General features: G+C 34.7%; 18 protein-coding genes and 7 tRNA genes. 8 read left to right on the top strand and 17 right to left on the bottom strand.

Features of this window, described 5'->3' with window-relative positions:
• Position 1: 1 nt before the first annotated feature.
• From PPBDW_RS19870 to PPBDW_RS19860, 3 genes are all read right to left on the bottom strand, one after another.
• Positions 2 to 2,386: a TcfC E-set like domain-containing protein gene (locus tag PPBDW_RS19870; protein WP_036791925.1), complete on the bottom strand. Its 2,385-nt coding sequence runs from the start codon at positions 2,384 to 2,386 to the stop codon at positions 2 to 4.
• 8 nt (positions 2,387 to 2,394) lie between these two features.
• The gene (locus tag PPBDW_RS19865) at positions 2,395 to 3,030 is read right to left on the bottom strand and encodes a hypothetical protein (RefSeq protein WP_146145958.1); all 636 of its coding nucleotides are present in this window, start codon (positions 3,028 to 3,030) and stop codon (positions 2,395 to 2,397) included.
• A gap of 119 nt (positions 3,031 to 3,149) precedes the next feature.
• On the bottom strand, positions 3,150 to 3,719 hold the full coding sequence (locus PPBDW_RS19860) for a hypothetical protein (protein ID WP_036791918.1): 570 nt from the start codon (positions 3,717 to 3,719) through the stop codon (positions 3,150 to 3,152).
• A gap of 724 nt (positions 3,720 to 4,443) precedes the next feature.
• Between PPBDW_RS19860 and PPBDW_RS19855 the strand changes: the two genes are divergently transcribed.
• From PPBDW_RS19855 to hisS, 3 genes are all read left to right on the top strand, one after another.
• Positions 4,444 to 5,802 carry an amino acid permease gene (locus tag PPBDW_RS19855; RefSeq protein ID WP_237043579.1) on the top strand — a complete coding sequence of 453 codons (1,359 nt, stop codon included), beginning with the start codon at positions 4,444 to 4,446 and terminating at the stop codon, positions 5,800 to 5,802.
• A gap of 212 nt (positions 5,803 to 6,014) precedes the next feature.
• Positions 6,015 to 8,330, top strand: coding sequence for an Orn/Lys/Arg family decarboxylase (locus PPBDW_RS19850; RefSeq protein ID WP_054262195.1), 2,316 nt, complete (start codon positions 6,015 to 6,017; stop codon positions 8,328 to 8,330).
• 102 nt (positions 8,331 to 8,432) lie between these two features.
• Complete coding sequence (gene hisS, locus PPBDW_RS19845; protein ID WP_036791915.1) at positions 8,433 to 9,689, top strand: histidine--tRNA ligase; 1,257 nt, start codon at positions 8,433 to 8,435, stop codon at positions 9,687 to 9,689.
• Positions 9,690 to 9,743: 54 nt separating this feature from the next.
• Here hisS and PPBDW_RS19840 read toward each other — a convergent pair whose 3' ends face one another.
• From PPBDW_RS19840 to PPBDW_RS19800, 9 genes are all read right to left on the bottom strand, one after another.
• Positions 9,744 to 11,507, bottom strand: a complete 1,764-nt coding sequence (locus PPBDW_RS19840) for a HisS family protein (protein WP_036791912.1) — start codon at positions 11,505 to 11,507, stop codon at positions 9,744 to 9,746.
• A gap of 245 nt (positions 11,508 to 11,752) precedes the next feature.
• Positions 11,753 to 12,412 (bottom strand): inorganic diphosphatase, encoded by a 660-nt coding sequence (locus PPBDW_RS19835; RefSeq protein ID WP_036791911.1) that lies wholly within the window; start codon positions 12,410 to 12,412, stop codon positions 11,753 to 11,755.
• 257 nt (positions 12,413 to 12,669) lie between these two features.
• Positions 12,670 to 12,760, bottom strand: a tRNA-Asn gene (locus PPBDW_RS19830).
• 102 nt (positions 12,761 to 12,862) lie between these two features.
• Positions 12,863 to 12,953 (bottom strand) — tRNA-Asn (locus PPBDW_RS19825).
• Positions 12,954 to 13,053: 100 nt separating this feature from the next.
• Positions 13,054 to 13,129, bottom strand: a tRNA-Asn gene (locus PPBDW_RS19820).
• Positions 13,130 to 13,135: 6 nt separating this feature from the next.
• A tRNA-Gly gene (locus PPBDW_RS19815) sits at positions 13,136 to 13,210 on the bottom strand.
• Positions 13,211 to 13,229: 19 nt separating this feature from the next.
• Positions 13,230 to 13,314 (bottom strand) — tRNA-Tyr (locus PPBDW_RS19810).
• Positions 13,315 to 13,323: 9 nt separating this feature from the next.
• A tRNA-Thr gene (locus tag PPBDW_RS19805) sits at positions 13,324 to 13,399 on the bottom strand.
• 47 nt (positions 13,400 to 13,446) lie between these two features.
• Positions 13,447 to 13,537 (bottom strand) — tRNA-Ser (locus PPBDW_RS19800).
• 490 nt (positions 13,538 to 14,027) lie between these two features.
• On the opposite strand from PPBDW_RS19800, the gene PPBDW_RS19795 reads away from it, so the two are divergent.
• Both PPBDW_RS19795 and PPBDW_RS19790 read left to right on the top strand, forming a co-directional pair.
• A complete protein-coding gene (locus tag PPBDW_RS19795; RefSeq protein ID WP_341534701.1) occupies positions 14,028 to 15,101 on the top strand; it encodes an acyltransferase family protein in 1,074 nt (357 codons plus the stop codon).
• A gap of 219 nt (positions 15,102 to 15,320) precedes the next feature.
• Positions 15,321 to 15,566: a Rho-binding antiterminator gene (locus tag PPBDW_RS19790; protein ID WP_036791908.1), complete on the top strand. Its 246-nt coding sequence runs from the start codon at positions 15,321 to 15,323 to the stop codon at positions 15,564 to 15,566.
• A gap of 119 nt (positions 15,567 to 15,685) precedes the next feature.
• Here the strand turns inward: PPBDW_RS19790 and PPBDW_RS19785 are convergent, their stop codons facing one another.
• A complete protein-coding gene (locus PPBDW_RS19785) occupies positions 15,686 to 15,865 on the bottom strand; it encodes a hypothetical protein (protein ID WP_036791905.1) in 180 nt (59 codons plus the stop codon).
• Between the two features lie 652 nt (positions 15,866 to 16,517).
• Here PPBDW_RS19785 and PPBDW_RS19780 point away from each other — a divergent pair.
• On the top strand, positions 16,518 to 17,684 hold the full coding sequence (locus PPBDW_RS19780; protein WP_036791902.1) for an MFS transporter: 1,167 nt from the start codon (positions 16,518 to 16,520) through the stop codon (positions 17,682 to 17,684).
• A gap of 30 nt (positions 17,685 to 17,714) precedes the next feature.
• On the opposite strand, the gene PPBDW_RS19775 is transcribed toward PPBDW_RS19780, so the two are convergent.
• Entirely contained in the window at positions 17,715 to 18,800 is a 1,086-nt protein-coding gene (locus PPBDW_RS19775; protein ID WP_036791899.1) for a linear amide C-N hydrolase, read from the bottom strand.
• 140 nt (positions 18,801 to 18,940) lie between these two features.
• Entirely contained in the window at positions 18,941 to 20,299 is a 1,359-nt protein-coding gene (locus PPBDW_RS19770) for an NCS2 family permease (RefSeq protein WP_036791897.1), read from the bottom strand.
• A 497-nt stretch (positions 20,300 to 20,796) separates the two neighbouring features.
• On the opposite strand from PPBDW_RS19770, the gene PPBDW_RS19765 reads away from it, so the two are divergent.
• Both PPBDW_RS19765 and PPBDW_RS19760 read left to right on the top strand, forming a co-directional pair.
• Positions 20,797 to 22,101, top strand: a complete 1,305-nt coding sequence (locus PPBDW_RS19765) for an L-cysteine desulfidase family protein (protein ID WP_036791895.1) — start codon at positions 20,797 to 20,799, stop codon at positions 22,099 to 22,101.
• 596 nt (positions 22,102 to 22,697) lie between these two features.
• Complete coding sequence (locus PPBDW_RS19760) at positions 22,698 to 23,957, top strand: SLC5/6 family protein (protein WP_156312926.1); 1,260 nt, start codon at positions 22,698 to 22,700, stop codon at positions 23,955 to 23,957.
• An 82-nt stretch (positions 23,958 to 24,039) separates the two neighbouring features.
• Here the strand turns inward: PPBDW_RS19760 and PPBDW_RS19755 are convergent, their stop codons facing one another.
• On the bottom strand, positions 24,040 to 24,930 hold the full coding sequence (locus tag PPBDW_RS19755) for a DMT family transporter (RefSeq protein ID WP_036791890.1): 891 nt from the start codon (positions 24,928 to 24,930) through the stop codon (positions 24,040 to 24,042).
• Positions 24,931 to 25,154: 224 nt separating this feature from the next.
• Positions 25,155 to 25,712: a 3'-5' exonuclease gene (locus tag PPBDW_RS19750; RefSeq protein WP_036791887.1), complete on the bottom strand. Its 558-nt coding sequence runs from the start codon at positions 25,710 to 25,712 to the stop codon at positions 25,155 to 25,157.
• Positions 25,713 to 25,795 lie beyond the last annotated feature (83 nt).

Here is a 25,795-nt window from a genome sequence, read left to right as displayed (position 1 = left end):
ACTATTCACCACAGACTATCGCTTTTTTATCTAACTTAGATAAATTACCCTGCCAACATATTTTTTCACCCAAAAGTATTTCAAAGTATTTATCTGGCTCTACAATTAAATCAACTACATTATTTTGAATTGGTGTTTTTTTAAGACATGCAGATCCTTTACAATTAATATTTTCTAATCCTGAATTAATTACAGTTATCGATGAACTATCTATAACATCTAACGATAATGTTTTCATTTTACCTGGGATAAAATCAACATTATTACGATTATTTATAGTTGAATTACGCAAAAAAATATTATTATTAATACTATAATTAATTTTATCTTGACTATATGTAGGTATATAAATTTTCTGTCCATCTTTTAAATTATATTCTCGATTATTTCCATTAGAACTATTAATTAAATTTAACGTTCCTAAAATATCACTACTGTTAGGCGCATTTATATATAATGATGATAATGTATTTTCATTTGTGTAATCAATACCATAGTCACTCACAACTTGAGTTGTACTAAATGAAATACCATAATTAACATCTGAGTTATTAGATCCAATACGCAAAGATGAATCATAATTTTTATTATTACTATTAATGCTAGCATTAATAGATTTGACCCATGAATCATCATTTTCAGGAGTATAAGTGGCAGATGGTGTTATAGTTATATTTTTTCCATATAACTTATCGGTGTAATTAATAGACGAGTAAAATTGATTATAATCTTCTGATGAATTAATCGAACCTGAATAGTTAATATTATTACCTAATGGAATAGAAATATTAACACTGAATAGATTATTATCATTCCTAATCGCATAAGAAGTATTAATAGAGATATTATTATCAAATCTCCTTGTTAAACCAACATTAAAATCATAATTCTCATCATTATTATTATCATATTTATTATAAAAAACACTAGAATATAAGTTTGTTTTCCCATCCAACTGATAATTAGCACTTAAATTAGCCTGCGTGTTATTTTGAGTGGTTATTTTATAATATTTATCATTTTGGTTATCATTCTTGTTTCTTGTAACTTGTAAAAACAAAAAACCATAATTCAAGTTAAATCTTGTTTTTTCTTCGGCATTACCTTTTGAATAATTTAATGATGTATTAAACTGCTCACCTCGATATCTTAACCCAGTAGAATAATAAAAATCATTACCAATTAAATAACTGTTAAGTAACAATTTAAAACTATCAAAAATAGGATAGGATATACCTACTTCAAGATCATTATAATCTAAATCATTTATTTCAACCTTGCCAACTCTAGCATATGGACTACTACCAGAATCACCATAGTTTAGATTGTAAATATAGTCATCACCTTGATATATAATGTTTTTATTATTTGTGACAGTTAATGATACGTTATAACTTCCAGGTGGTAATTCAGAATAGAATAAACTGTTCTGTCCTGACTGTACATATTTTTGAAATATAACTTTACCATCTTTTTTTACTTCTAAAGTTCCTTCCGATGGTGTAAAAAATTGAATACTGTTATTAGCAATATTTTTTACTAGTAGATTATTCGTTTTAGCGAATGTCACTCCCGTAAATTTTTTATCGGATAAAAAGCTATTTTGAGTAATATCAGAAAGATCATTAATATTATCATTAAGACCAAATAATAATGTATACTTATTAAAGTTATATACATACTGTGCAGACTTGACATCTTGATCTTGTTGATTAATTAACCCATTAAAATTTAAATATCCAGGCCCTAAACCAATATAGTTATCTAGAGTTGAAAAATAACTACTGGAGCTATTATGCTCATAGTTACCATAAAACTTTGTGATCCATAAGTTTGACAATCCATCATCTTTTAAATATTTTTCTTTTTTTCTTTTTTTCTTAAAATATGAACTTGGAATAAATATTCTAAGCACTTTATCATAATAATCATTAACAAACTCTAAATTTTGGTTAGATATAAGACATGAGTTTCTTTCTCCAGTACATTTATTACTTGTGGATATACCTGCCGCGAGCGTATTTGCTATTTTTATTGCATCATTATTTTTAATACCAATATTATTTAAATAGACTACTATCTCTTTAGTATCACTAATAACAACTGAATAATAAGAGACTTGAGCAGATATAGTCAATGGTTCAAACTTATCCTCTAAACCAACAATAACTACCTTTATTTCTTTTTTAGAAAAATTAAGAAGATTATTATAATTACTGCTATTTTTAACTGTTGGTAATAAATTAACAGACTGTAAATTCGAATAATTATTTTCAACAAGTCTGTTTGTCAATATTGATGTTACCAAAACATCCTTATCTGCATATGCTATAGAACTATTCATTACCAATAGCATTACTATATATTTATTCATAATTTCAGCCATTTAATATTTTATATTTTGATATTTATTTTTTTCTTAAATCTATCTCTATAATCTTGAGCGGTGATCACAACAGTTCCTTGCTCTACTTTATTGAGATTTATAGTTTTCTTTTTTCCAGAAAGAATCATTATGGTGTCACTACATTCATTATTTAATTCTACATTCATTGCCTGACAAGCATTAATATTAAACGTTAACACCGTATCTGTATTATTGAACACATCGTATTTCCCAGCTGATTCTTTTTTATATGTAACATTCCCAGTGACTTCTTTTAAGTTATTTGGAATAATGTACCAAACTTTGAAACCAGTTAAGATATTTAGGCTTTTCTCTGAAGAGTTGTTTTTTTCATATGATTCAGGAATAAAACTAATACCTATTATCCTATCTTTATTTTCTTTATTTCCTAGCATTTCTTGTAAATTATTTACTGTTATTTTTACTCTTGATTTAGGATCAATAATAAAATCTGTATGATTAAGATATATTGGCCACTGTTTAAAATCATGATTATCAAATAACTTCGATTTTCCATCGGGCATCAGCTCAGATAGCTGAGCCTTAACAAAAACAGGGTAACTATCATCATTCATAACAGTAATAATAGAACTATCATTATTGCCTTTACTGACAACAATCATCTTATCAACACTTATCGCAAAAACTTGTTGACTGATAAATAGAAATAAAATAAAAAATTTGTTCATCCACTTTAAAAGAGCTAGCTTAAGCTAGCTCTTCTCCTATCTCATTGATTATATTATGATGTTGTTACATCAGCAGAGAAAATAATTGCTGATGTTGTTGAAACATTACCACCGGTAGGATTTACGTTTGCAGCTGGGATCTCTAATGATGACGTTAGAGACATTGTTGCTTGGGTTGCACCAGCAGCTGGAGTCGATACGTCCTGAGCTGCAGATGTTAATGTCACACCGTTAATTCTTACACTAGGAATTAGTGCAGCCGTATCACCAATTAAACCAGAACCAGATACAGAGGTTGATGATAAAGTTGCTTGAATTTTAGAACTTGCAGTAAAGGCACCAGCGGTTACTTTAACAGCAAATACTTCAGGGCTTGATGTTTCTAGGTCATATCCACCATTTGACTGAGCAACTGCTGCTAAGTTAATAGATGTTGGGTTATATGCTGTACCAGCAAGAGTAACGAAAGACCAATCACCAGGAGTAACAGGTTTCGCTGGAATAGTACCTTGGAAGTTAAAATTTAAATTACCATCTTTAGGTGCAGCCATTGAGCTCATTGAAGCAAATGTTGTACCCATAGCGACAGCTGCAATTAGAATGTTACGAGAAAAATTAGTCATACATGTTCCTTATTATATAGTGTTTTTTATTTAGAAATTAAATTTAGAATATGTGAGATAAGCTCTTATCTCTGGGTTCAGAGAATACTTAAATAATTCACCAAGGGAATACCAATTAATACCCTTTACACAAAAGCACTGTTTTTTTGCACAATTATGCATGCATTACAAAATTTTACTCACACAAATGCGCAAAAAAGATAAAATATAACGCACGACTAAAAACTATTATCCACCGACAGTATCGCTGATCGTTTTAATATTGGCTTATCCCTGTTCTATTAATATCTTAATTTTAATTGTCTCCTCCTCTATTACCCTTATTTAAATTATGGTTATAGTTTACTTAAAAAAATATAACTATTGCCATATTTACAACATTAATCATTTTATATTTCTAACTAACAACCGAGCCCTCCTATATCAACAAATAGCTATCTTATAATATTAACTGATCACGTTCCCCATTATGCAACATGGATTACTGCCGATATTTTAAAACCATCAACTATTGTCTCAATTACCACTTATTAATCTCATAAATTGCTAATTTGTATTTTTATCTAAAATGGTGACAGAGTCATTTATTACAAAAAACACTATTTATCTTTAATAAAATACGATAGAAAAATTAAATACATCATATATGGTGACGAGGATCACACTTTAAAGGCATTTATTTATTAATATCAGCCCATCGTTGTTTTCTTGAGGATTAATAAGTATGTCGTCTCAGATGAGCGCCAAACAAGCTAATAAAATGGGTATTCTCGCCCTTACAATAGTTTGTGCATCAAATATGATGGGCTCTGGTGTATTTATGCTACCAACTAATCTAGCAACAATAGGTTCAATATCTATTTGGGGTTGGGTTGTTACAATAATCGGTGTTATGGCTTTAGCGTTAGTCTTTGCTAAAACTAGTCTATTAACGCCAAGGACAGGTGGTATTGTTGCTTATGCTAACGATGCTTTCGGACCTTTTATTGGTTTTCAGAGTACCATCTGTTATTGGATTAGTGCTTGGGTTGGTAACGTTGCATTGCTTGTTGCTGGCATTGGTTATTTAAGTTATTTCTTCCCTGCACTAAAGCATCCATTAACCGGTGCGATCACTGCTATTATCATTTTATGGGCATTCGTTACACTTGCCAGTTTTGGTGCAAGAACTGCAGGTCGCGTGCAATCTTTTACCGCTATTTGTGGTTTCGTCATTATTTTTGGTGTTGCTATATTAGGATGGTGGTGGTTCGATTATCACAATTACATCCAGATATGGAACGCAACTGGGAAAAGTGACACTCACGCAATAATTTCATCATCATCCATCGCTCTTTGGGGGTTCTTAGGTATCGAATCCGCTTGTGTCTCCAGTGGCCAAGTAGAGAATCCAGAGAAAACCGTACCAAAAGCAACAATTTATGGTCTACTTATTACTTCAGTTTGTTATGTGGCAAGTTGTGCTGTAATTATGGGTATTGTGCCCCATGATGTGTTAATTAAATCTCCAGCACCGTTTGCTGCTGCTGCTAGTTACATGTTTGGTCCAATGGCTGGTAATATTGCTTCTGGTCTGAGTGTTATTGCTTGTTTTGGTTCAATTTGTGGTTGGTTGATTCTTCAATCTGAAGCGCCTCGTGCTGGTGCGAAATCTGGAATCTTCCCTAAATTCTTTGGTGATGTGAACAAGAATGATGTACCCGTAAAAAGTCTCGTTTTTACAGGTGTATTAATGAGTATTGTTCTATTAATGACTGCGTCTCCAAACCTAGCTAAACAGTTCCAAGTTATTATTTTAATGTCTGTATTTGCTTCTTTACTACCATACATGTATGCCTTGGTAGCACTACCAATCATCATGTCAGCTAAGAAACTCAATAAAACACATTCGTACGTAACATATGGAGCTCTTGTCGTCATCGGTATGGTTTATTCAGTATTCGCTTTGCTAGGCTCTGGTAATGATGCACTATTTTGGGGCATTACCATGATGGTTTGTACAATACCACTTTACGCTTTAGTTGCGGCAGGCAAAGCAAAAAGAGGAGAACTTGAACTTTATATCAAGGATACCAATCAATAGTAATACGTTAACCTAACCGTAATAATAAAAAATCCACTTAAAGAAAGTTAATAAGTAATACATATTAAAGTCGACATACTTTAATTACTCGTTGTTATTAACTTTCTTTGAGCTGAGCACTCATAGATAAAAGTAAAGTAAAATAATATAAGTAACATCTTATTACTTTTTTCCATGTGTGTTTATAATCCCAAATAAAAAATGAGAATATAATGAAAATAAATAGAGAGATTCTGTTTGTTGGTGATTTATCTGAAATCAACCAATCAAGCCCAGTTAACAACTCATTTAATAAGTTACAAATTGAATTAGAAAGTTTGCAGTTTCATATTAGTCATGCGAATAGCATTAATGATGCAACTGTTTATTTTCAATCATGCCCTAACTTCAGTGCGATTGGTTTATACTTTCACGATAAATTAATGACGCAAGATCAAGAAAAAAAAGTAATTGAGTTTATTACAGATGTTCGTCAAAGAAATAAATCAATTCCTTTCTTTATTTTGTCTTCAAATAATACTATCGCTGAATTATCTTTATCAATACTAAAAGAAGTTCATGAGTATATTTATTTACTTTCTGAAACGGCTTCTTTTACCGCTAATCGTATCAGTATGGCTATTAAGCAATACAATGATCAACTATTACCGCCTTACTTTAAGACTTTAAAAAATTTTACTGAAGATGGTGATTATTACTGGGATTGTCCTGGACACATGGGTGGTATGGCTTATAAAAAACATCCTGTCGGTGCGGAGTTTATTAACTTCTTCGGCGAAAACATGATGAGAGCTGATATTGGTGTTGCCACCAGTGAAATGGGTGACTATTTGGAGCATATTGGTCCATCAAAACTATCAGAGGATCGTGCCTCTACTTTATTTGGTTCGGATAAAACTTATTATTCAGTCGGTGGTTCATCAGCCTCTAACCGAATTGTAACTCAGGCTGTGATCCCTGAAAATGAAGTCTGTATCGTTGACCGAAACTGTCACAAATCATTAAACCAAGGTTTAACCTTATCCCATGCTCGTCCTGTGTATCTTAAACCAACTCGAAATGGTTTAGGTATGATTGGTCCGATTCCAACACATCGTTTATCTGAAGATCATATTATAAGCTTGATTCACCATAGCGCTTTAATTAAAGAACCAGCTGAAACTGTACGTCCAGTATATGCGGTGATCACAAACTGCACTTACGATGGTTTCTGTTACAACGTTAATAACGTGGTTTCTGAATTAAAAGGGGTTGTACCTCGTATTCACTTTGATGAAGCATGGTATGCATACGCAAAATTCCATCCTTTATATAAAGGTCGTTTTGCAATGGGTGTCGATGAGGATATATCAGATCGTCCTACTATTATTGCAGTCCAATCAACGCATAAAATGCTACCCGCGTTATCCATGGCTTCAATGATTCACATTAAGCAAAGTGATAGAGCGCCCGTTAATTACCATAATTTTAACGATGCTTTTATGATGCATGGTACTACCTCACCATTCTATCCGATTATCGCATCGATGGACGTTGCCGTTTCAATGATGGAAGGTGACTCTGGTTTATCTTTGATGCAAGAATCTATTGAGGATGCCATTTCATTCCGTAAAACGGTGGTATCAATTCAACGTCAATTACTTGAAAAATATGGTGATAGTAAAAGTGCTTGGTTCTTTGATGTGTTGCAACCAAGTCAAGTAACAAATCCGAATACACATCAAGAGTATAGCTTTGAAGAAGCACCGATGAGTTTACTCTCTTCAGAGCCGTCATGCTGGGCTTTAGGTGCCGATGATGATTGGCATGGCTTTTCAAAAGAAGATATTCAAACAACTGACTGTATGCTAGATCCGGTTAAGGTTACGATTAAATGTCCGGGTATGACTCCTAGTGGTCAAGTTAAAGAAATGGGTATCCCTGGCTATATTGTGACTAAGTTTCTCGATTGCCGCAGAACTGAAATCGCTCGAACCGGTGATTACACTTTACTAATTCTATTCTCTGTTGGTACTACAAAAGGTAAATGGGGTACGTTAATTGAGAGTTTACTAGAATTTAAACGTATGTATGACAATGGAACTTTAGTTATCGATGCAATTCCTAGTTTAAAATCTCATGCTGCAGAGTACGTAAATATGTCTTTAAAAGACTTGTGCGATACCATGCATAAAAAAATGTCAGATCTTCAGCTATTAGAACAGTTAGAAGCCGCGGTCAATGCCGAACCTGAGCCAGTTATCACTCCCGCAGAGGCATACCAAAAAACAGTGCGCGGTGAAACCGAATTTGTTCCTCTTCATGATTTCGCGGATCGCGTGGCGGCGAGTATGTTGGTTCCTTACCCTCCAGGTATTCCAGTTCTAATGCCAGGAGAGCGAGTTCCAGCTGATAATAATGCGATTCTTTGTTATTTATCAGCATTACAGAAATTTGACCAATCATTCCCTGGTTTTGAGCATGAGATCCACGGCGTAGTCGTTGATGATAATGGTCAATATACAGTCCGCGCTATTATAGAACGTTAATAATTAGAATAAACGGCGTATAATCTATCGCCGACGAACACCCGCTTTTTATTTACTTAAAGGTGGGTGCTCTTTCTTTTTTGGAAAGGGAAATAGCAAATCATGACATTAAATATTCAGTCAATCCGTGGGATGAACGATATCCTTCCTACTCAATCATTTCTTTGGCAATGGATGGAAAAACGCATCCATAACGTATTATCTCAATACGGTTATAATGAAATTCGATTACCTCTGTTAGAGGATGTAAAATTATTTGAAAGATCGGTGGGTGAAGTAACAGACATTGTTACTAAAGAGATGTACGATTTTCAAGATAAAAGTGGTCGTCATATCACCTTAAGACCAGAAGGAACAAGCGGTTGCGTTAGAGCAGCCATAGAGCATAACCTATCAGGTATGGGCTATCAGCGCTTATGGTATCAAGGTCCAATGTTTCGTTATGAACGACCTCAAAAAGGACGTTTACGCCAGTTCACTCAATTAGGTGTTGAGACTTTTGGCATGGCCGGAGCGGATATTGATGCTGAATTGATTATCTTGACGCGTGATATTTTTAGAAGTTTAAATTTACTGGATAAAGTCAAGTTAGAAATCAATTCTCTTGGTGATAGTAAAGAGCGAGCTGAATACCATAAAGTATTAATTCAATACCTTACTAATAACTACGACCAATTAGATGAAGATAGCCAGTATCGTTTAGATAAAAATCCTTTAAGAATATTGGATTCTAAAAATCCGGACATGCAACCGTTACTTAATAAAGCTCCTAAATTATTAGATTATTTAAGTGAAGATTCTCAAAAACACTTCTCATCCTTATCCAAGTTATTAACTCTATCTGGTATCGAATATACAATAAATCCAAGGTTAGTTAGAGGGTTAGATTACTATAATAAGACTGTATTTGAATGGGTAACCTCAGAGCTTGGTAGTCAAAGTACGGTGTGTGGTGGTGGCCGTTATGATGGCTTATTTGAATTATTTGGCTCAAAAGCAACACCGGCTTCTGGATTTGCAATTGGTCTAGAGCGACTTCTCTTATTATTAGAAACATCTCAAAATTTACCGATCAGTAGTATTGATATTATAATTACTAATGAGAGCAGTGATGATAATGATGAGATCGTAGCAACATATTTTAAGATTAGAGATATCGCTTCTAATTTTGTCGTTTTAAATGATTTTTCATTTTCATCAATTAAGAAACAACATAATAGAGCTAGAAGCAAAAAACCCAAGTTAATTATTACGATAAAAAGAAACTCAGAAATAAACATATGGGATTTGAGAGATAATAGTCATTATAATAATGAAACTATTAACTCAATACCTGATTTATTATCATCTCTATTATAGCCATTAAAAGAAAGTAGGTTATTCATATATCTTTATGAATAACCTAAGTTAACTTTAACAAGATATTTTCTGAGAGATATATAAATATATATCTTTATCAACATATTCTTTTTTTTCACTATCATACAAAAAATATTTATCTTCTTTTTCATCAACAAACCAAATAAATCTATCCTTTATTTCTCTTAAAAATGACTCTGTTTTTTTTCTTTTCTTTACTGGATAATATCTTACAATCAAAGACTTGTATCTATTTCTTAGCTCGGTACACAATTCAATAGCTTTATAATGGTTATTACTAAAACTCAATACTGTTATGGATAATGGATCTTTGTCTATAGAAACAGCATTAGACAGAGAGAGTATTTTTTCTGTTTTTAATGATCCTCCAAATGCATTAATATTATTGATTAAGTAGTTTCCACCGCAACATAAAATATCATCACCTGAATAAAAACAAAAAACATTATTATTATAATTAATATTATTAGTGTTTTTTGTTAATTTTAAATTCTTATCAAAAATAAAAGGTATATTAAATTTATTCAACAAAAATTGAAATCGTTCAAATTTAGAATAAGACTCATTAGTTATGAAATTTAATACCCTAGGTGCCATTTTTACTACATCAGATAATATTGATGGATGCTTTAATAATAAAATTTCTGGTGTTGATTCTAATATTTTAAGATCATTATCAGTTAGCAATAATTTATATGGTAAGAAGTATTTCTTTAAAGCATCTCTATAACAAGATAATGTTTTTGAATCACCAACATTATTTATATGGAGGTGAACATAGGATGATACACCAAATTTAGATAATATTTCCCAATATAAAGCAATTTGCTCAACCTCATCTACAATGCTTGATTTACCTATGATTTCAGAACCACATTCATAATGTTCTTCAAGTATATCAAGCTCATTACAAAAAAATTCATATTGATACCACCCCTTAAAATAATATTCATTATCAAGTAATAAATTTTTTGCCGATGAAATAATAGATAACGTTCCATCTGTCGATAATTCACCTTGGTTATTAAAAAACTGTAGGTTTAGTTTTTGATAGCCATGCTTATTAAAGCAAATCCCACACTCTCTTTCAAAATTCAATATATTTTCTTTTAAATTAAATTTGAAAACATGCTTTTTTGGTCGACCTACAGAATGAAATTTTAATGTTTTTTTCTCATTATCTTCGTGGATTTTAAGATTTTTTATTGTAGATAGTAAACAATTTTGATGAATATATGGTTCTATTTTTTCTCTGAAGAATTGGCTATGGTTTATTTTCAATACCAATTTATAATTTAAAAGAATATATTCTTTTTCATCCAACCGTTTCTTAGTAAAATTTTTATTTAAAATATTGTATATTAACGGGTCTATCTCTTTACCGATATGATAAAGATAACTACTCCTATACAGCTCATCATGAGAAACTTTTTTCTCTATATAGGATAACACAATTAATAAATATGCATTCAGTTCAAAAGGCATATTATGATACCGTCCAGACCATAACGTTCCAGTTCTTTTATATTTTTTATTAAAAAAGGACGTATATGATTTCAATAGTAATTGTATATAACGGCTAGAACTTTCAAGATCCTCGCTATAAAGAATAAAATAACACTCTGAATCAGATAAAGAGAATCCATAAATAGATACATTATATTTCTCTACGAACTCAGACATTAATTTGCAAAATTCAATTCTGTTATCTATTTCATTAAATATCATAATATTATTATGAGATTGAATTTTTATCAATTGAGGCAGCTTTGGAATAAATAATCTCTTTTTTCTCATGTGCAAGTAACTTCATAATTAATTTTAACTTATTATTACAATAAACTTATGAGTAGTAATTCACTATTTATGAAATCTTTATTTATATATTACATCAGTTCAATTTATCTTTTTATAGTCGTAACATTAAAAGAAGTAAAACCACTTAACTATCAAAGTAGACAACGCAATCGACGAAATAAAAAGTCACTACTATGAGCAACTTTTAAATTTATTTAATATATCAATAATATAAATTATCTCTTCTAAGTCTCATTATAATATTTAATTGCTTTATCAAGAACGTCTAATGCTTCTTGTTTAGAGATTACCCCTTGAATATCAACCTTTGCATCAGAGCCTTTATAATTAGAGAACCATGTTTCGATGATAGTTAATACACCTGGATAATATTGCTGCATTTCCTTTATTGAATGGATTTTTTTAAATGGGGATTGCTCTGTAATTGGTACTGCGAGTAATTTATCATCTTGTTCGCCATTATCTAGCATTTTTAAACCACCAATCAAACGAACTTGTACAATGCTTCCCTGCACCATTGCAGAGCCAAGCACTAACACATCTAATGGGTCACCATCACCACCTAGAGATTTCGGTAATGCCGTATTGGGAATCGTGCCATAGTTACTTGGATAACCAAGGTAATGAACAATACGTGGTTGCCCATTTTTAAATTCCCAGTTAATTATTGAGCCATCAACTTTGCTAACTTCCCATTTTTCATTGCTTCCCGTCGGAATTTCAATGACCGCATTAATAGTGCCATTTTTATTTTTAGCCGCAGTAGCTGCAAGGTAATTTTGATCGGCTTTTATTGTATAGGTATCAATTTTTGAAAAATTTGGTATCGCAAATACTGACGTACAATTTATTAGTAGACTAATAAGGAAAAGGTACTTTTTCATAGTTAATTACATATTTATTAAACAAGGTAACCTATCTTCTTGTCATTCAATGAAAATAATATGACTAAATTATGACGTTTTTAAGTATACCGAATTTAATATATACCGGAGGCTCTAATCTCTCCAATAAAGAAGCACCAACTGAACTAAGAGGGAATTATATCGTGATCGATGAACCACTATTTAAGGATTAACACCCTACTGTTACCAAATTTTAGACGTAAAAAAGCCCGCAATTGCTTGCGGGCTTCTCTATTTGGCTCCCTCTACTGGACTTGAACCAGTGATATGTGAATTAACCGTCCGCTAATCTTCCCAATAAAGAAGCACCAACTGAACTAAGAGGGAATTATATCGTGACGGATGAACCAGTATTTGAGCGCTTAACACCCTACTGTTACCAAATTTTAGACGTAAAAAAGCCCGCAATTGCTTGCGGGCTTTTCTATTTGGCTCCCTCTACTGGACTTGAACCAGTGACATACGGATTAACAGTCCGCTAATCTTCCCAATAAAGAAGCACCAACTGAACTAAGAGGGAATTTCCTAGTGATGATGAACCACTATTTAAGGATTAACACCCTACTGTTACCAAATTTTAGACGTAAAAAAGCCCGCAATTGCTTGCGGGCTTTTCTATTTGGCTCCCTCTACTGGACTTGAACCAGTGACATACGGATTAACAGTCCGGCGTTCTACCAACTGAACTAAGAGGGAATTGTTTGGAGCAGGTAGCGGGAATCGAACCCGCATCTCAAGCTTGGAAGGCTGGAGTAATAGCCATTATACGATACCTGCGATGTATCTTTACAAATAATGGTGGTGGGAGAAGGATTCGAACCTTCGAAGGCAGTGCCGGCAGATTTACAATCTGCTCCCTTTGGCCACTCGGGAATCCCACCGAAATTTAATGGTGCCGACTACCGGAGTCGAACTGGTGACCTACTGATTACAAGTCAGTTGCTCTACCTACTGAGCTAAGTCGGCACACTAATTTCTTTTTTATTGCCAAGTCGAAACTCAACAATTAAATTTGGCGGAGAGATAGGGATTTGAACCCTAGATACGCTATAAACGTATGCCGGTTTTCAAGACCGGTGCTTTCAACCACTCAGCCATCTCTCCGTAACTGCGGTGAATACTATAGTTATCAGCCGTAACTGTAAAGCAAAAAAACACAAAAAAGTTCCAATTAACTACTTTTTGAGCGTAAAGCTTAAAATGGATGAAAACACGAGCAATGACAGATTACTTTCCATGTCATTATATAAATGTGGTGATAATAATGGTTGCTTCGAGTAAGCAAAATTAACGCGTTATATAATTTCCAGTAACACTATTATCAAAATACCAAACTCAATAAATTCAAATCATTATCATAGTATTAGTTAGCATTCTTAAAACGCGATTCCTCACTCTAAATGTTTAATCCTAGTCATTTATGATTTTTTATCTTTATTAACGATAATAAAAAAAAACAGAGGCAATAATGATTATTTAGACTCAGAGTCACATTCACAAAACAAATGATAAAATTATTTATATAGTTTTTAGTTATGGTTTTACGTGCATTTCACAAATAAAACTTGCACTTCGGTTGTCTTTATATTGGCTAGTGTTAACATATTTTAAAAATTTCTATCCACTAAATATAAAGAGATTTACTGTGTACCTATCGATACAATATCTACGCGCCTTAGCTGCAATTATGGTGGTTATTGCCCACTCAAGCCATAAGGCAACAATTTATAACATTGATCTTCTGAGCTCATTTAAAATTGGTGGTAGTGGTGTCGATCTATTCTTCATTATATCTGGTTTTATCATGTGCTTAACTGTAGATAGAAATCGACAGTCTTTTACTTCATTTATGAAAGCTCGAGTAGTAAGGATCGCACCTTTATATTGGATTTTAACCTGCGTCGCGTTAACTATTTATCTAATCAATCCAGATTTAGTCAATTCATCATCAACGCGACCTACATCTATATTTTCTTCTTTTACTTTAATACCTAATGGAAACCCTTATTTAATTAATAATGCGTGGACATTAAGCTATGAATTTTTCTTCTATTTAGTCTTTGCTTTCTTTTTATTCTCTAAAAATAATCAAAAGTTATTTACATCTATTACTTTAATTATTCTTGTAATAATAGGTCTAGTATTCCCACCAGTAGATCCAAAATGGGTGCTAAAACCAACCACATTTATTACAAACCCAGTGCTAATAGAGTTTGTAATGGGTATTGTTGCATATAAGATTATAACCAATAAAATGCTTTCAACTAAAACAGCTATCATTACTACACTGATAGCAATAGCAATAATGATAACAAATAATTTCTATAGTTCACTTTGGATCCATACCTTAGGACATATTATTGTTTATGGCATTCCAATGTTTCTATTATTTATTGGCTTTGTTTCTTTAGAATCCAAAATACCAAAGATTAACCTCTTATATCAATTAGGCATGTCTTCATATGCATTATACCTAGTACATCCATTTATTATTACTGGTGTTACTATCGTAATGCGTAAGCTTGGTATTATTAATATTGGACCGCTTTATGTTATGGCGATGATTATCGGTAGCGCCATCGCTGGTTTCCTATGTTATAAACTAATAGAAATGCCAATTGATCGCTTCTTAAAAGCAAAGATCAAAAAGCAACCTGCCACCGCGTAATAAAATAAAGAATGCAATTAAAGGGTCGTTTTCTACGACCCTTTTGCTATTGTTTATAGTATTACTCATAAATTAGATATCACGATGTTTTCATTTCTTGCAGGACTAATGGATTTTTTAGGTATGCTACTGACCTTTATACATAACCTATTAGATTTATTTCGCTAACTATTAGTATAATTACTTAATGATAGTTATCAATTCTATAAGGATAATCGCATGCTAAGTTGTCACCAACATGATTATATCGAAATAGCCTGTATGCATCATTTGAACATTAAGCTAACGTTAAATGATGGCAGCCATATTATAGGTATTGCACACGATACATTTTATAATAAGAACCGTGAAGAATGTATTATGTTATTGATTGAGCAACAGCAGCAGCCGGTAGTATTAAGTAATCTTTCATCAATGACTGCAATCACAAAAAACCCACACTTTACCACCATTGATTTTAAGTAATGAATTGATTAATAACAAATTTACATTGTAAATACTATTAACATACATTCTTAAAAAATGGCGTTTCTATTTTTAGTTAATAGAAACGCCATTTCTAATTTTGGATACCATATAGGTAATTATGCAAATTTCATTTCCCCATGGTCATCAAGATAAAGCGCGGCTTTTGATTGACCAATCAGTTGGGCTGCATAAGATGGTGTCACAGCACGCAACTCACCTTTAGTAGATAAGAACGTTCCTTCCCACGCCTGATCTCGGTATGTGCCTGATTCTAAAATTTCAATAACAACTTTCATAGTTAACCCCAACGTTTAATAAATAATAAAATAATGACAAAACCCTAAGGTAACTCGTCTTTTTCTAAAATCTACCAGCATTAAATTAATTGTCATCCCATGTAAATTGCAACGTTAGATACACAAATAGAATGAATTAAAAATCACTATCATTAAAAATGCTAATTGAGGTTATATTCTCATTAACCATGAATATTTTTTCATTACAATTACGTAACAAAATAAAAATAAGCGACTGATTTTAAATAGTTTAAAAACGAAAGTGTCCTTGAATAGCAATTAAATGACGCTATTTTGTTATTTTGTCTATATTTCGACAGTTTTCAAGTTAATAAACTAACCTAGACAAAATGCAGATCTCGCAAAGCAAGTTTCCATTTTTGATCGTTACAATACACCAAATATGAATATTAAGGTCAATTAACAACCGCTTTGTTTAATAGCTAACAGACGTGAGTATTATATTGATCGCTATAATTTATCAACAACTGTCTATCACAGGCTTCTATAACAACACCTGAACAATTTGTAATAATTATTCTATTTTTGTAACCAAGATCTCACATGAGTTACATTTGTTACGCTATTAGTAGAAAAAAATACCCCTTATAACATAAAATAGATAAAAATAATTTATACGTGGAAGGGGTAAATGACTCGAATTACAGAGAATCATCTCAAATATACAAGTTATAATGGGGTCTTAGTTTCTCTTGGGCTTTTTTCTATCGGTACTGCTTTCTTAATGAGTATTTTACCGTTTACTTTTAAAAATTTTGGCTTTGACCAATCTTTTGCACGTGATCTCACCAGTATCTTTTACTTAGGTGTATTGTTGGGTGCGTTTGTAACAAAACCGATCGTTAATAAACTGCAATATAAAGGTGGGATTTTACTCTTTATCTTATTGTATATTGTGACCGTTGTTATTTTGGCTATTTATCCTCATATTTCCATTTGGCTAATATGTCGTTTTTTTGCTGGAATAGCTGTCGCAGGTATTTTTATTTCATGTGAATCGTGGCTATTATTAGTCACACCAAAATCACAACAAGCAGCACGATTAGCAACGAATACAGCAGTACTTTGTTTAGGCCGTGCCGTTGGCCAAACAGGGATCAGCATAACGGGAACTGAAGGTTACGCTCCTTTCATTGCTATTGCAGCAATGATTACTTTCTCGCTAGTGCCTTTAATCATAATGTGTAAAACAGCACCAATAATAACCAGTACAACTAAAATTAGTTTAGATATTATTGGTCAGATTAATATTCAAGGTTTACTTGGCTGTTTAGCATCTGGGTTAATTTTAGGCTCGCTATATGGTTTGATGCCATTAGAGCTCCATAATTGCGGTTATGACCAACACAAAACTAGCTATTTAATGGCCTGTATTATTATTGGCGGTATACTGACAAAACCGCTATCAAAAATCATTCAAATGAAACTAACAAAACCACAATCAATTGTATTATTTAGTATAATTGGTGTTGTCGCTATTTTGGGTTTTCAAATAACCGAAAATACGCCACTCCTAATTGTTTGCACAACGCTATTTGGCAGCGCTATTTTTGCCCTATATCCAATAGCCATTGCACAATCAACCCAATCCCTGACGGATGAGCTCTTATTTGCTAATGCCCAAATAATGTTCTTTGCATTTAGTATTGGCGCGGTACTCAGTCCTTTATTTGCCCATCCATTTATGACAGTTCCACATGGGCTACTCGATTATTTCATTCTTATTTTTGTCGGTATTTCTGCTTATATGCTTATCCATAAAGCACCACCACCGACGCCAAAGGTACAATTAACCTAATAAAAAGCCAGCATTTACGCTGGCTTTTCTTTATTTAACAGTCACATCCTGATAACTAAATGTGCCATTGTCTAACGCTTGAATATGTTCTTGTTTAGCATTGAAATTAAGTGTTGCTAAGTCAACTCGACGAATAGTGCTGTTATACATAGTCTTGTAATACAACTCACCGTTATTCTGATCGATTACGGATGTCCACTGGGTGGCACTAGGTAAATCAGGGATATGTGCTTTATCGTTAAATTCACTCCCAATCGGAATATCAAAATTATTCAGAATATGAAATGCTTGTGATACTGCCTGCTGCGCGGTTTTTAATGCTGGTGCGCTATTTACGTAGAATGCCGCTCGAACAAAGCGCGACGGTGGTGAAATATCCCCAGGTAAACCGACAAAGTTAGAGCCAACCCCAAAAGATTGCGCAGCAACACCATTAATTTGCTGAGGCTTACTAATACCAGGATGCAAATTAATATAGTTATTAAGATTAGTTACCTGCCAATTATAATCAGGAGAATTCGTTAATACTTTAGCAGTGTTTTTATAGATATTGATCTTACCGTGATCCATAATTTCAATTACGATGCTATTACCTTGCTTATCTGACACTCGCCAATGCGCAGTCGGCGAAGGTTGGCCTTTTTCATCAAAATACACGGTGACGATCTTAATTTTACTTAATGCCGCCTCTACTTCAGCAACAGTAGAATATTGACTGAGCATCCATCGTACAAAATCCATATCAGTAATATTATTTGCAGTATCTTTAGGATTATACGTTGCTAGCGAGCCATAACCTCGAAAATAAAATAGCCCCGCAGTTAACCCTTTTTCATTGATCCCTTCCGCAATAAACTTATCATCGCTAACAGATATGCCAGCAAAACCATATTTACTCACCCACGTTAGCCCTGATTTATGATCGGGCATGGTTGAAGTATAAGAATAATCGCGTGGCGCAATAACCAGTTTACTATTGAGATTACTGTGTCCCCACTCAATGGTACGCGCTTGAATATGATCATTGCCAGTGGTTGCTAATGTGATCCCAGTACAGGCATTGGCAGCTTGGCTAAATCCGATGGCAACAACCAACGCCAATAAGGTTTTTTTCATAAATAACAACTCCAAAATAAAGAGATCTGACAATAGTTTACGCTTGAGCATCTGAAAAAAACATATCTACATAATAATTTTGAACATAAAAAAACCCGCGTTAATTCGCGGGTTGATTATAAATAAATAGTCTTGTGAGCTTAAATAGCCCAGCCTCCGGCATAAAAGACAACTAGTGCTATTGCAATAATAATCGTACCGATATTGAGTCGTTTAAAGTCACCAGATACAACACGGCCAATCACTAAACTTACAAAACCGAGCATAATGCCAGTAACAATATTACCCGTTAAGACAATAAAGACCGCACATAACAACCCTGATAATGCATCAACAGAATCGTCCATATCCAGTTTACTAACATTACTTAACATCAATAAACCAACATACATTAATGCCGGAGCCGTCGCATAAGAAGGTACTAAATAACTTAACGGCGCTAAAAACAGCATTAATACAAATAACAGACCAACCGTAGTTGCTGTCAAACCCGTTTTACCACCAGCTGCCGTACCTGCCGCTGATTCAATATAAACAGCAGCAGGTGAGCCGCCCACTAAACCCGCAAAAATACTACTGACAGAATCGGCAGTTAATGCTTTACCGCCGCTAATAATATTACCGCGTTCAGTTAATAAGTTAGCTTGGCCAGCAACAGCTCGAATCGTACCAGTTGCATCAAAAATAGCCGTCATCACTAACGCTAATACTGTCGGTAAGATCACCGGGTTAAGCGCGCCCATAATATCAAGAGAACCTAATAATGAACCGTCACCACCGAATGTCGGTAATGCAAATAAACCATGATATTTCACATTAGGATCAAAAATTAACCCAAAGACTGAAATAGCGATAATCACTAATAAAATACCACCCGGTACGCGACGTTTCTCAAGTCCAATAATGGTCGCTAAACCGACTAACGACATAATCACAGGCAATGATACGAAATCACCAAACGCAACAGGTAAGCCTGGCTGTGGATTTTTGATAACCAAACCAACGCCGTTTGCGGCAATCAATAATAAAAAGAGACCAATACCAATACCAGTACCATGAGCAATACCCGTTGGCATGTTTCTCATGATCCAACCGCGAATACCGGTAACCGTAATAAAAGTAAACACGACCCCCATCAAGAACACCGCACCTAATGCAACGGGAATACTTACCCCTTGACCAAGTACTAAACTAAATGCAGTAAAAGCCGTTAATGATATTGCACACCCAATAGCCATAGGTAAACGAGCCCATAGCCCCATCAACAGTGAACCAAATGCCGCCACTAAACAGGTCGCGATAAAGACTGCACTTTGATCAAATCCTGCCGTACCCAACATACTTGGTACAACAATTACCGAATATACCATTGCTAAAAAGGTGGTTAATCCGGCAATAATTTCCTGTTTAACGCTGCTACCGCGCTCAGTGATTTGAAAATAACGGTCTAAACCACGTGTTGATTCACTTGGAGTATTATGTGTACTGTCAACAGACATGATGGCTTCCTATAATTGTCTGGTTTCAATCCGCTATCATTGGTCGTTAATCCTCATCGCCAACCAACGCAAACGTTTACTTTTTTAAAGAAAATAAAAGGCTGAAGTTATTGCTCCTCAACCTTTAGATAATCTTTCAAATAACAATGATACCTAGAAAGTGCCTATCCCTGCCACCATAAACTGATATTTCAGTCCCTATCGTAACAATTTTTTCATCATCACCATAAAAATTAACCACCGCTAACGTAAAAAATAAACCCATAAAAACTGTGATCAATATAACAATAACACTACCCACTATAGTTATAGTAGAAAATATTGCTAATTAACCTTGCTGTAAGTAATAAATATACGATTTTTTTCTTTACGACTAAATGTATACTCGCAATCAATAAATAACATGCACCGCTGACTAATTATTTACCTCGTAAATATGAAATTTTTCTTTTAGCCGTAATTTTTGACTCTTTGATATAGAGTATTAGGTGATTGCAATGAAACACACACTTTGGCCAGCATTTATTGATGTTGTAAAACGCGATGTTGTTCCAGCTCTGGGTTGTACCGAACCTGTATCCGTTGCATTAGCCGCAGCAATTGCTGTCAATAAGCTCAATATAAACCATCAAGACATTACGGCTATTAATGTCCTTGTTTCTGCTAATCTAATGAAAAATGGTATGGGTGTTACTGTTCCAGGCACAGGTATGGTAGGATTAGAAATAGCAGCCGCTGCAGGTGCGGTTGCAGGTGATAGCAGCGCGCAGTTGGAAGTGCTCAAAAATCTAACTACTGACAATGTCGCTATCGCAAAAACAATGCTGGATAAAAAAATAGTGACGGTTAATGTTGCCAATGTTAGTAATATTCTTTACTCCAAAGTCACCATCTTTAGTACCAACCATTCAGCAGCAGTGACAATTGCAGATAGCCATACTCATGTATTAGCAATTGAAGAAGATGGCATCACAACTTATATTGCTGAGCCTCAAAATACCTCCCATGCAACTAAAAAAACCATCAAGAGTAATCCTTTTATTGATGCGTGTGCACAAGACATTTTTGATTTTGCTACCCAAGCACCGTTAGCTGAGATTGAATTTATTAAGCAGGCTTATCAGCTCAACAACGATCTTTCTATTGAAGGTCTCCAAGGTAATTATGGCCTTCAAGTTGGTGCTACATTCCAACGCAGTGTTGAACGCGGTTTACTTGCCGGTGGCTTATTAACTGACGTATTACTGCGCACCGCTGCCGCTTCCGATGCCCGTATGGGCGGTGCGATGAAGCCTGCGATGAGTAATTCAGGCTCTGGTAACCAAGGTATTGCAGCCACCATGCCCGTTGTTGTGGTTGCTGAATTTATCAAAGCTGACGATGAGCAACTTATTCGCGCATTAATGTTGTCGCACCTAATGGCAATTTATATTAAAAGCTACCAAAACAAATTATCTGCATTATGTGGCGCAACCACCGCATCAATGGGTGCAGTGGCAGGCATGACATGGCTACTCGGTGGCGATATCAAGCAAATTAGCGCGGCAATCAACAGCATGATTGGTGATATTGCAGGTATGATCTGTGATGGTGCAAAAACGAGCTGCGCAATGAAAGTATCATCGTCAGCTGGCTCTGCCGTAAAATCAGCATTGATGGCACTAGATGGTATTGGGGTCACGGGTAATGAAGGTATTGTTGCACACGATGTTGACAGTACAATTCGTAACTTATCAGCACTGGCCAATGGCTCAATGACACAAACGGATGTACAGATCCTTGATATCATGATTAATAAATAACCATACATTCAGTAAGATAGAGAGTAACTCCTCTAGATATATAGAAAAGGCTAGGTAACTCGTTTGCTTTTTTATGTTTATCTAGAGGATTATATTGTCTTATTTCTATAATCCTCAGCAAAAAACAGTCAAAACCGCGTTTTACCCCGTCTTGATATTCTTTTTAGAGATATATTATTACCTCTAGTTATTTAAAAAACACCCTATTAGCGCAATAATTCCCGCAATAAACAACGCGAACACTATTAGAAAAACCACTGCCTAACTTATAAAAATAACACAACCCTACATTCTGTTATTACGACATTTTGTGCGTTTACGCATTATTATTATTTTTGATAAGTGGTTATAAAATATTAAATAACATCAACTTAAAGCATGCTTCATGAGCAACTAGTACTCTTTCACTGCTCTCTAGTTATAGTTTGACGGTTTTATATTTCTAACAAGACGCGAACACGGTTGGCCATGCCGCCGCCAAAATAATAAGCCAAACACTGTGTTTGGGTTAACTATTCAAGGCTGAAATTAATATGAACCAAACAGTCAAGATATCTCCTACAACAACGAACACGCCATTGCATGTTCGAGCCAATATGACCCAAGAACAATGGCAACAAGCGATCAAATTTGACAATGTAGACATCGGTTGGATAGTGATGAGCATTGGTATGGCTGTCGGTGCAGGGATAGTATTCTTACCGGTTCAGGTCGGAGTGATGGGGTTATGGGTCTTTTTACTATCCGCAGTAATTGGCTACCCTGCGATGTATTTATTCCAAAAGTTATTTATTAATACCTTAGCGGAATCAAAAAAATGTACTGACTATCCGGGTGTGATTTCAGGTTATTTAGGCAAAAACTGGGGCATTGCATTAGGGATATTATATTTCTTAATGTTAGTGATCTGGGTGCTGGTTTATTCATTAACCGTGACCAATGATAGCGCCTCTTACTTACATTCCTTTGGGATCACCAAAACTCATCTCAACAATAATGTCTTTTATGGCTTGGCCTTAATAAGCTTATTAAGTTATATCGGCTCGAAAAGTGAAAAGTTCTTATTTAAAATCTCTGGTTTTATGGCGGTAACAGTATTGCTACTAGTTGCGGTGATGGCGGTATTATTAGTCCCACAATGGAGTTTTGATAATATCACCCCTGTGGCAAACTGGGGCTTAATGCTTAAAAATGCCATTATTACTTTACCCTTTACACTGACATCGATTCTGTTCATTCAATCATTGAGCCCAATGGTTATTTCTTACCGCTCACATGAAAAATCGATTGAAGTTGCACGCTACAAAGCAACTCGAGCCATGAAAATTGCTTTCACTATTCTGTTTGTGGTGGTGTTTTTCTTTGCAATATCATTTACTTTTGCAATCAATCAAACCGAAGCAAAACATGCGATGGCATTGAATATTTCAGCTCTCGCCATGATTGCCCATTACTTTCCTGGTAGTTGGGCGACGATTGTTGGAATTGTGATCAATATCTTTGCCGTAGTGACATCATTCTTTGGGGTTTTCCTCGCCTTTAAAGAAGCGTGTCGTGGTTTAGCAATGAATATATTAGAGCGTAAATTTGAAAGTCATAAGATTAACACTAAGCTGGTTGATAAATTTACCACTCTTTTTATTATCTTGGTGGCATGGGGCGCCGTTGCTTTAAATCTACCCATCCTATCATTTACCTCTATCTGCTCACCGATATTCGGTATTGTTGGCTGTTTGATTCCAGCGTATTTAGTGTATCAAGTTCCTCAGTTACACCAATATAAAGGCATCGCAACTAACCTTATTATTGTCACTGGTGTTTTACTGTGTATTTCACCATTACTGGCTTTTATTTAACACCAGCGTTATAGAGAGCAAAAAAAACGCCGCAATCATGATGATTGCGGCGTTTTTATTTATGGATTAAATAACATTCTGACTATGCGATAACCGCTTCAACGACCTTCTTCGCTTTCGCACGTTTTTGCGCCATAGCAACCCCAGATAGCACCATAATGCCACCAACATAATGGTAAGTGTGTAAATGCTCACCTAACATCACACTCGCAATACCTGCCGCCATGATAGGCAACAAGTTCATGAACATCGCCGTTCTATCTGCGCCTAAACGCTCAATGCTTTGCATCCACAACCATGGCGCTAATACTGATGCAAGTAATGCTGCATACATAATTAGAGGGGCAGCTGCTGCTGTAATAGCCATACGATGACTCGTTAACAATAACGGCGTTAACATCACTACCGCAAATAGGCACTGCACATAAACTGAGTGCCAATTTGAAATCGGCATTTTCCAGCGTTTAAGTAACACACAATATAAAGCATACACCACAGCGGCGATCAGCATTAACGCATCGCCCTGCTTGATACCCTGACTCACTAAGCTACTTACATGGCCATGACTTAGCATTAATACCAAACCACTTAATGATAAAACCGCCCCTACGAGTGCAAAAGGTGATAAGCGTTGACCTAATAATGGCACACTTAAAAACATACTCACCAATGGCACCAATGAAATAATCAATGCGATGTTGGTCGCACTCGTGGTCGCTGCGGCAAAATAACCTAATGATTGGTTAAGAACCATTCCAAGTAAGCCTAAAAAAGCTAACTTAGTGAGATAAGGTTTAATAATTGCTCGTTCACGCCACACAGACTTGGCTAAAAAAGGGGTTAACGCAACTAAAGCAAAAAACCAACGATAAAAAGAAATCGCTCCAGGATCGATGACACTGAATGCCATCTTATTGACAATGGCATTCCCTGCCCAGATTGCAACAGTAAAAAAAGGTAATAAATAGAACATTGTCGGCCTTAGATAAAACAGTCATTTCAATAAGGGAAATTGAAATAGATAACGAGGTTATTTTGTCACTTCCTATGAGAAACATATATTCGTAATCGGACATAGAAAATGCTTAGTCGGACATTTATGGATTTAAAAGAAAAAACCTTAAATTTCTTACTCTGTATCAGAATGTAAAAAATTTAAGGTTTAGAAAAAAGATTTATGTTTATTAACCAACCACGCTAATCGTTCGTTAATGACTCTTTGTCACAGAACATCGTCGCGGCTAATCGAGCCAAGTTATAAGCATCAACATAGCCTGAGTGCTGACGTCCTTCCCAACTCACACCTGCAATTTCCATCGCAGCACGTTGCCCAAGGCGCTTATTCGTTACATGGCGTTGTAATTTAAATAGCGTCGCTAAATTTATATACTCACGAAACGGAACTTTTAACTCTTTAGCTGCACATTCTTTCTTTAAAATACGATCATCATGACCCCAAGCGGCATAGATTTTATGACGCCCACCAAACTTTTGTTCAATAGAACGTAAAATAGTCGCTAATGGCTTACCATTTTTTTCAATCAAATCAGGTTTAATACCTGTTAATTCAGTGCAAAAAGGCGAAATTTCATCATGCACAGGTCGAACATAATGTTGAGCGCGTCGCACAATACGACCAGTATTTAAATCCAGTTCCGCCACTCCAATTTCGATGATTTCACCAGTTCGCGATGTGCGGCCATCATTCCAGCAGCACATTTCGAGGTCAAAACAGACAATACGATCAAAATTCATTAAGTTATCCAAGAGTCACGGAGTAAAACGGGCGCAGATAATACCATTTTGTCACAATGGGTTCATCCTTCCGCGGCAGATTA

Source organism: Photobacterium kishitanii, assembly GCF_000613045.3.
Lineage (GTDB): Bacteria > Pseudomonadota > Gammaproteobacteria > Enterobacterales > Vibrionaceae > Photobacterium > Photobacterium kishitanii.
This window is presented reverse-complemented; position numbering and strand designations above follow the sequence as displayed.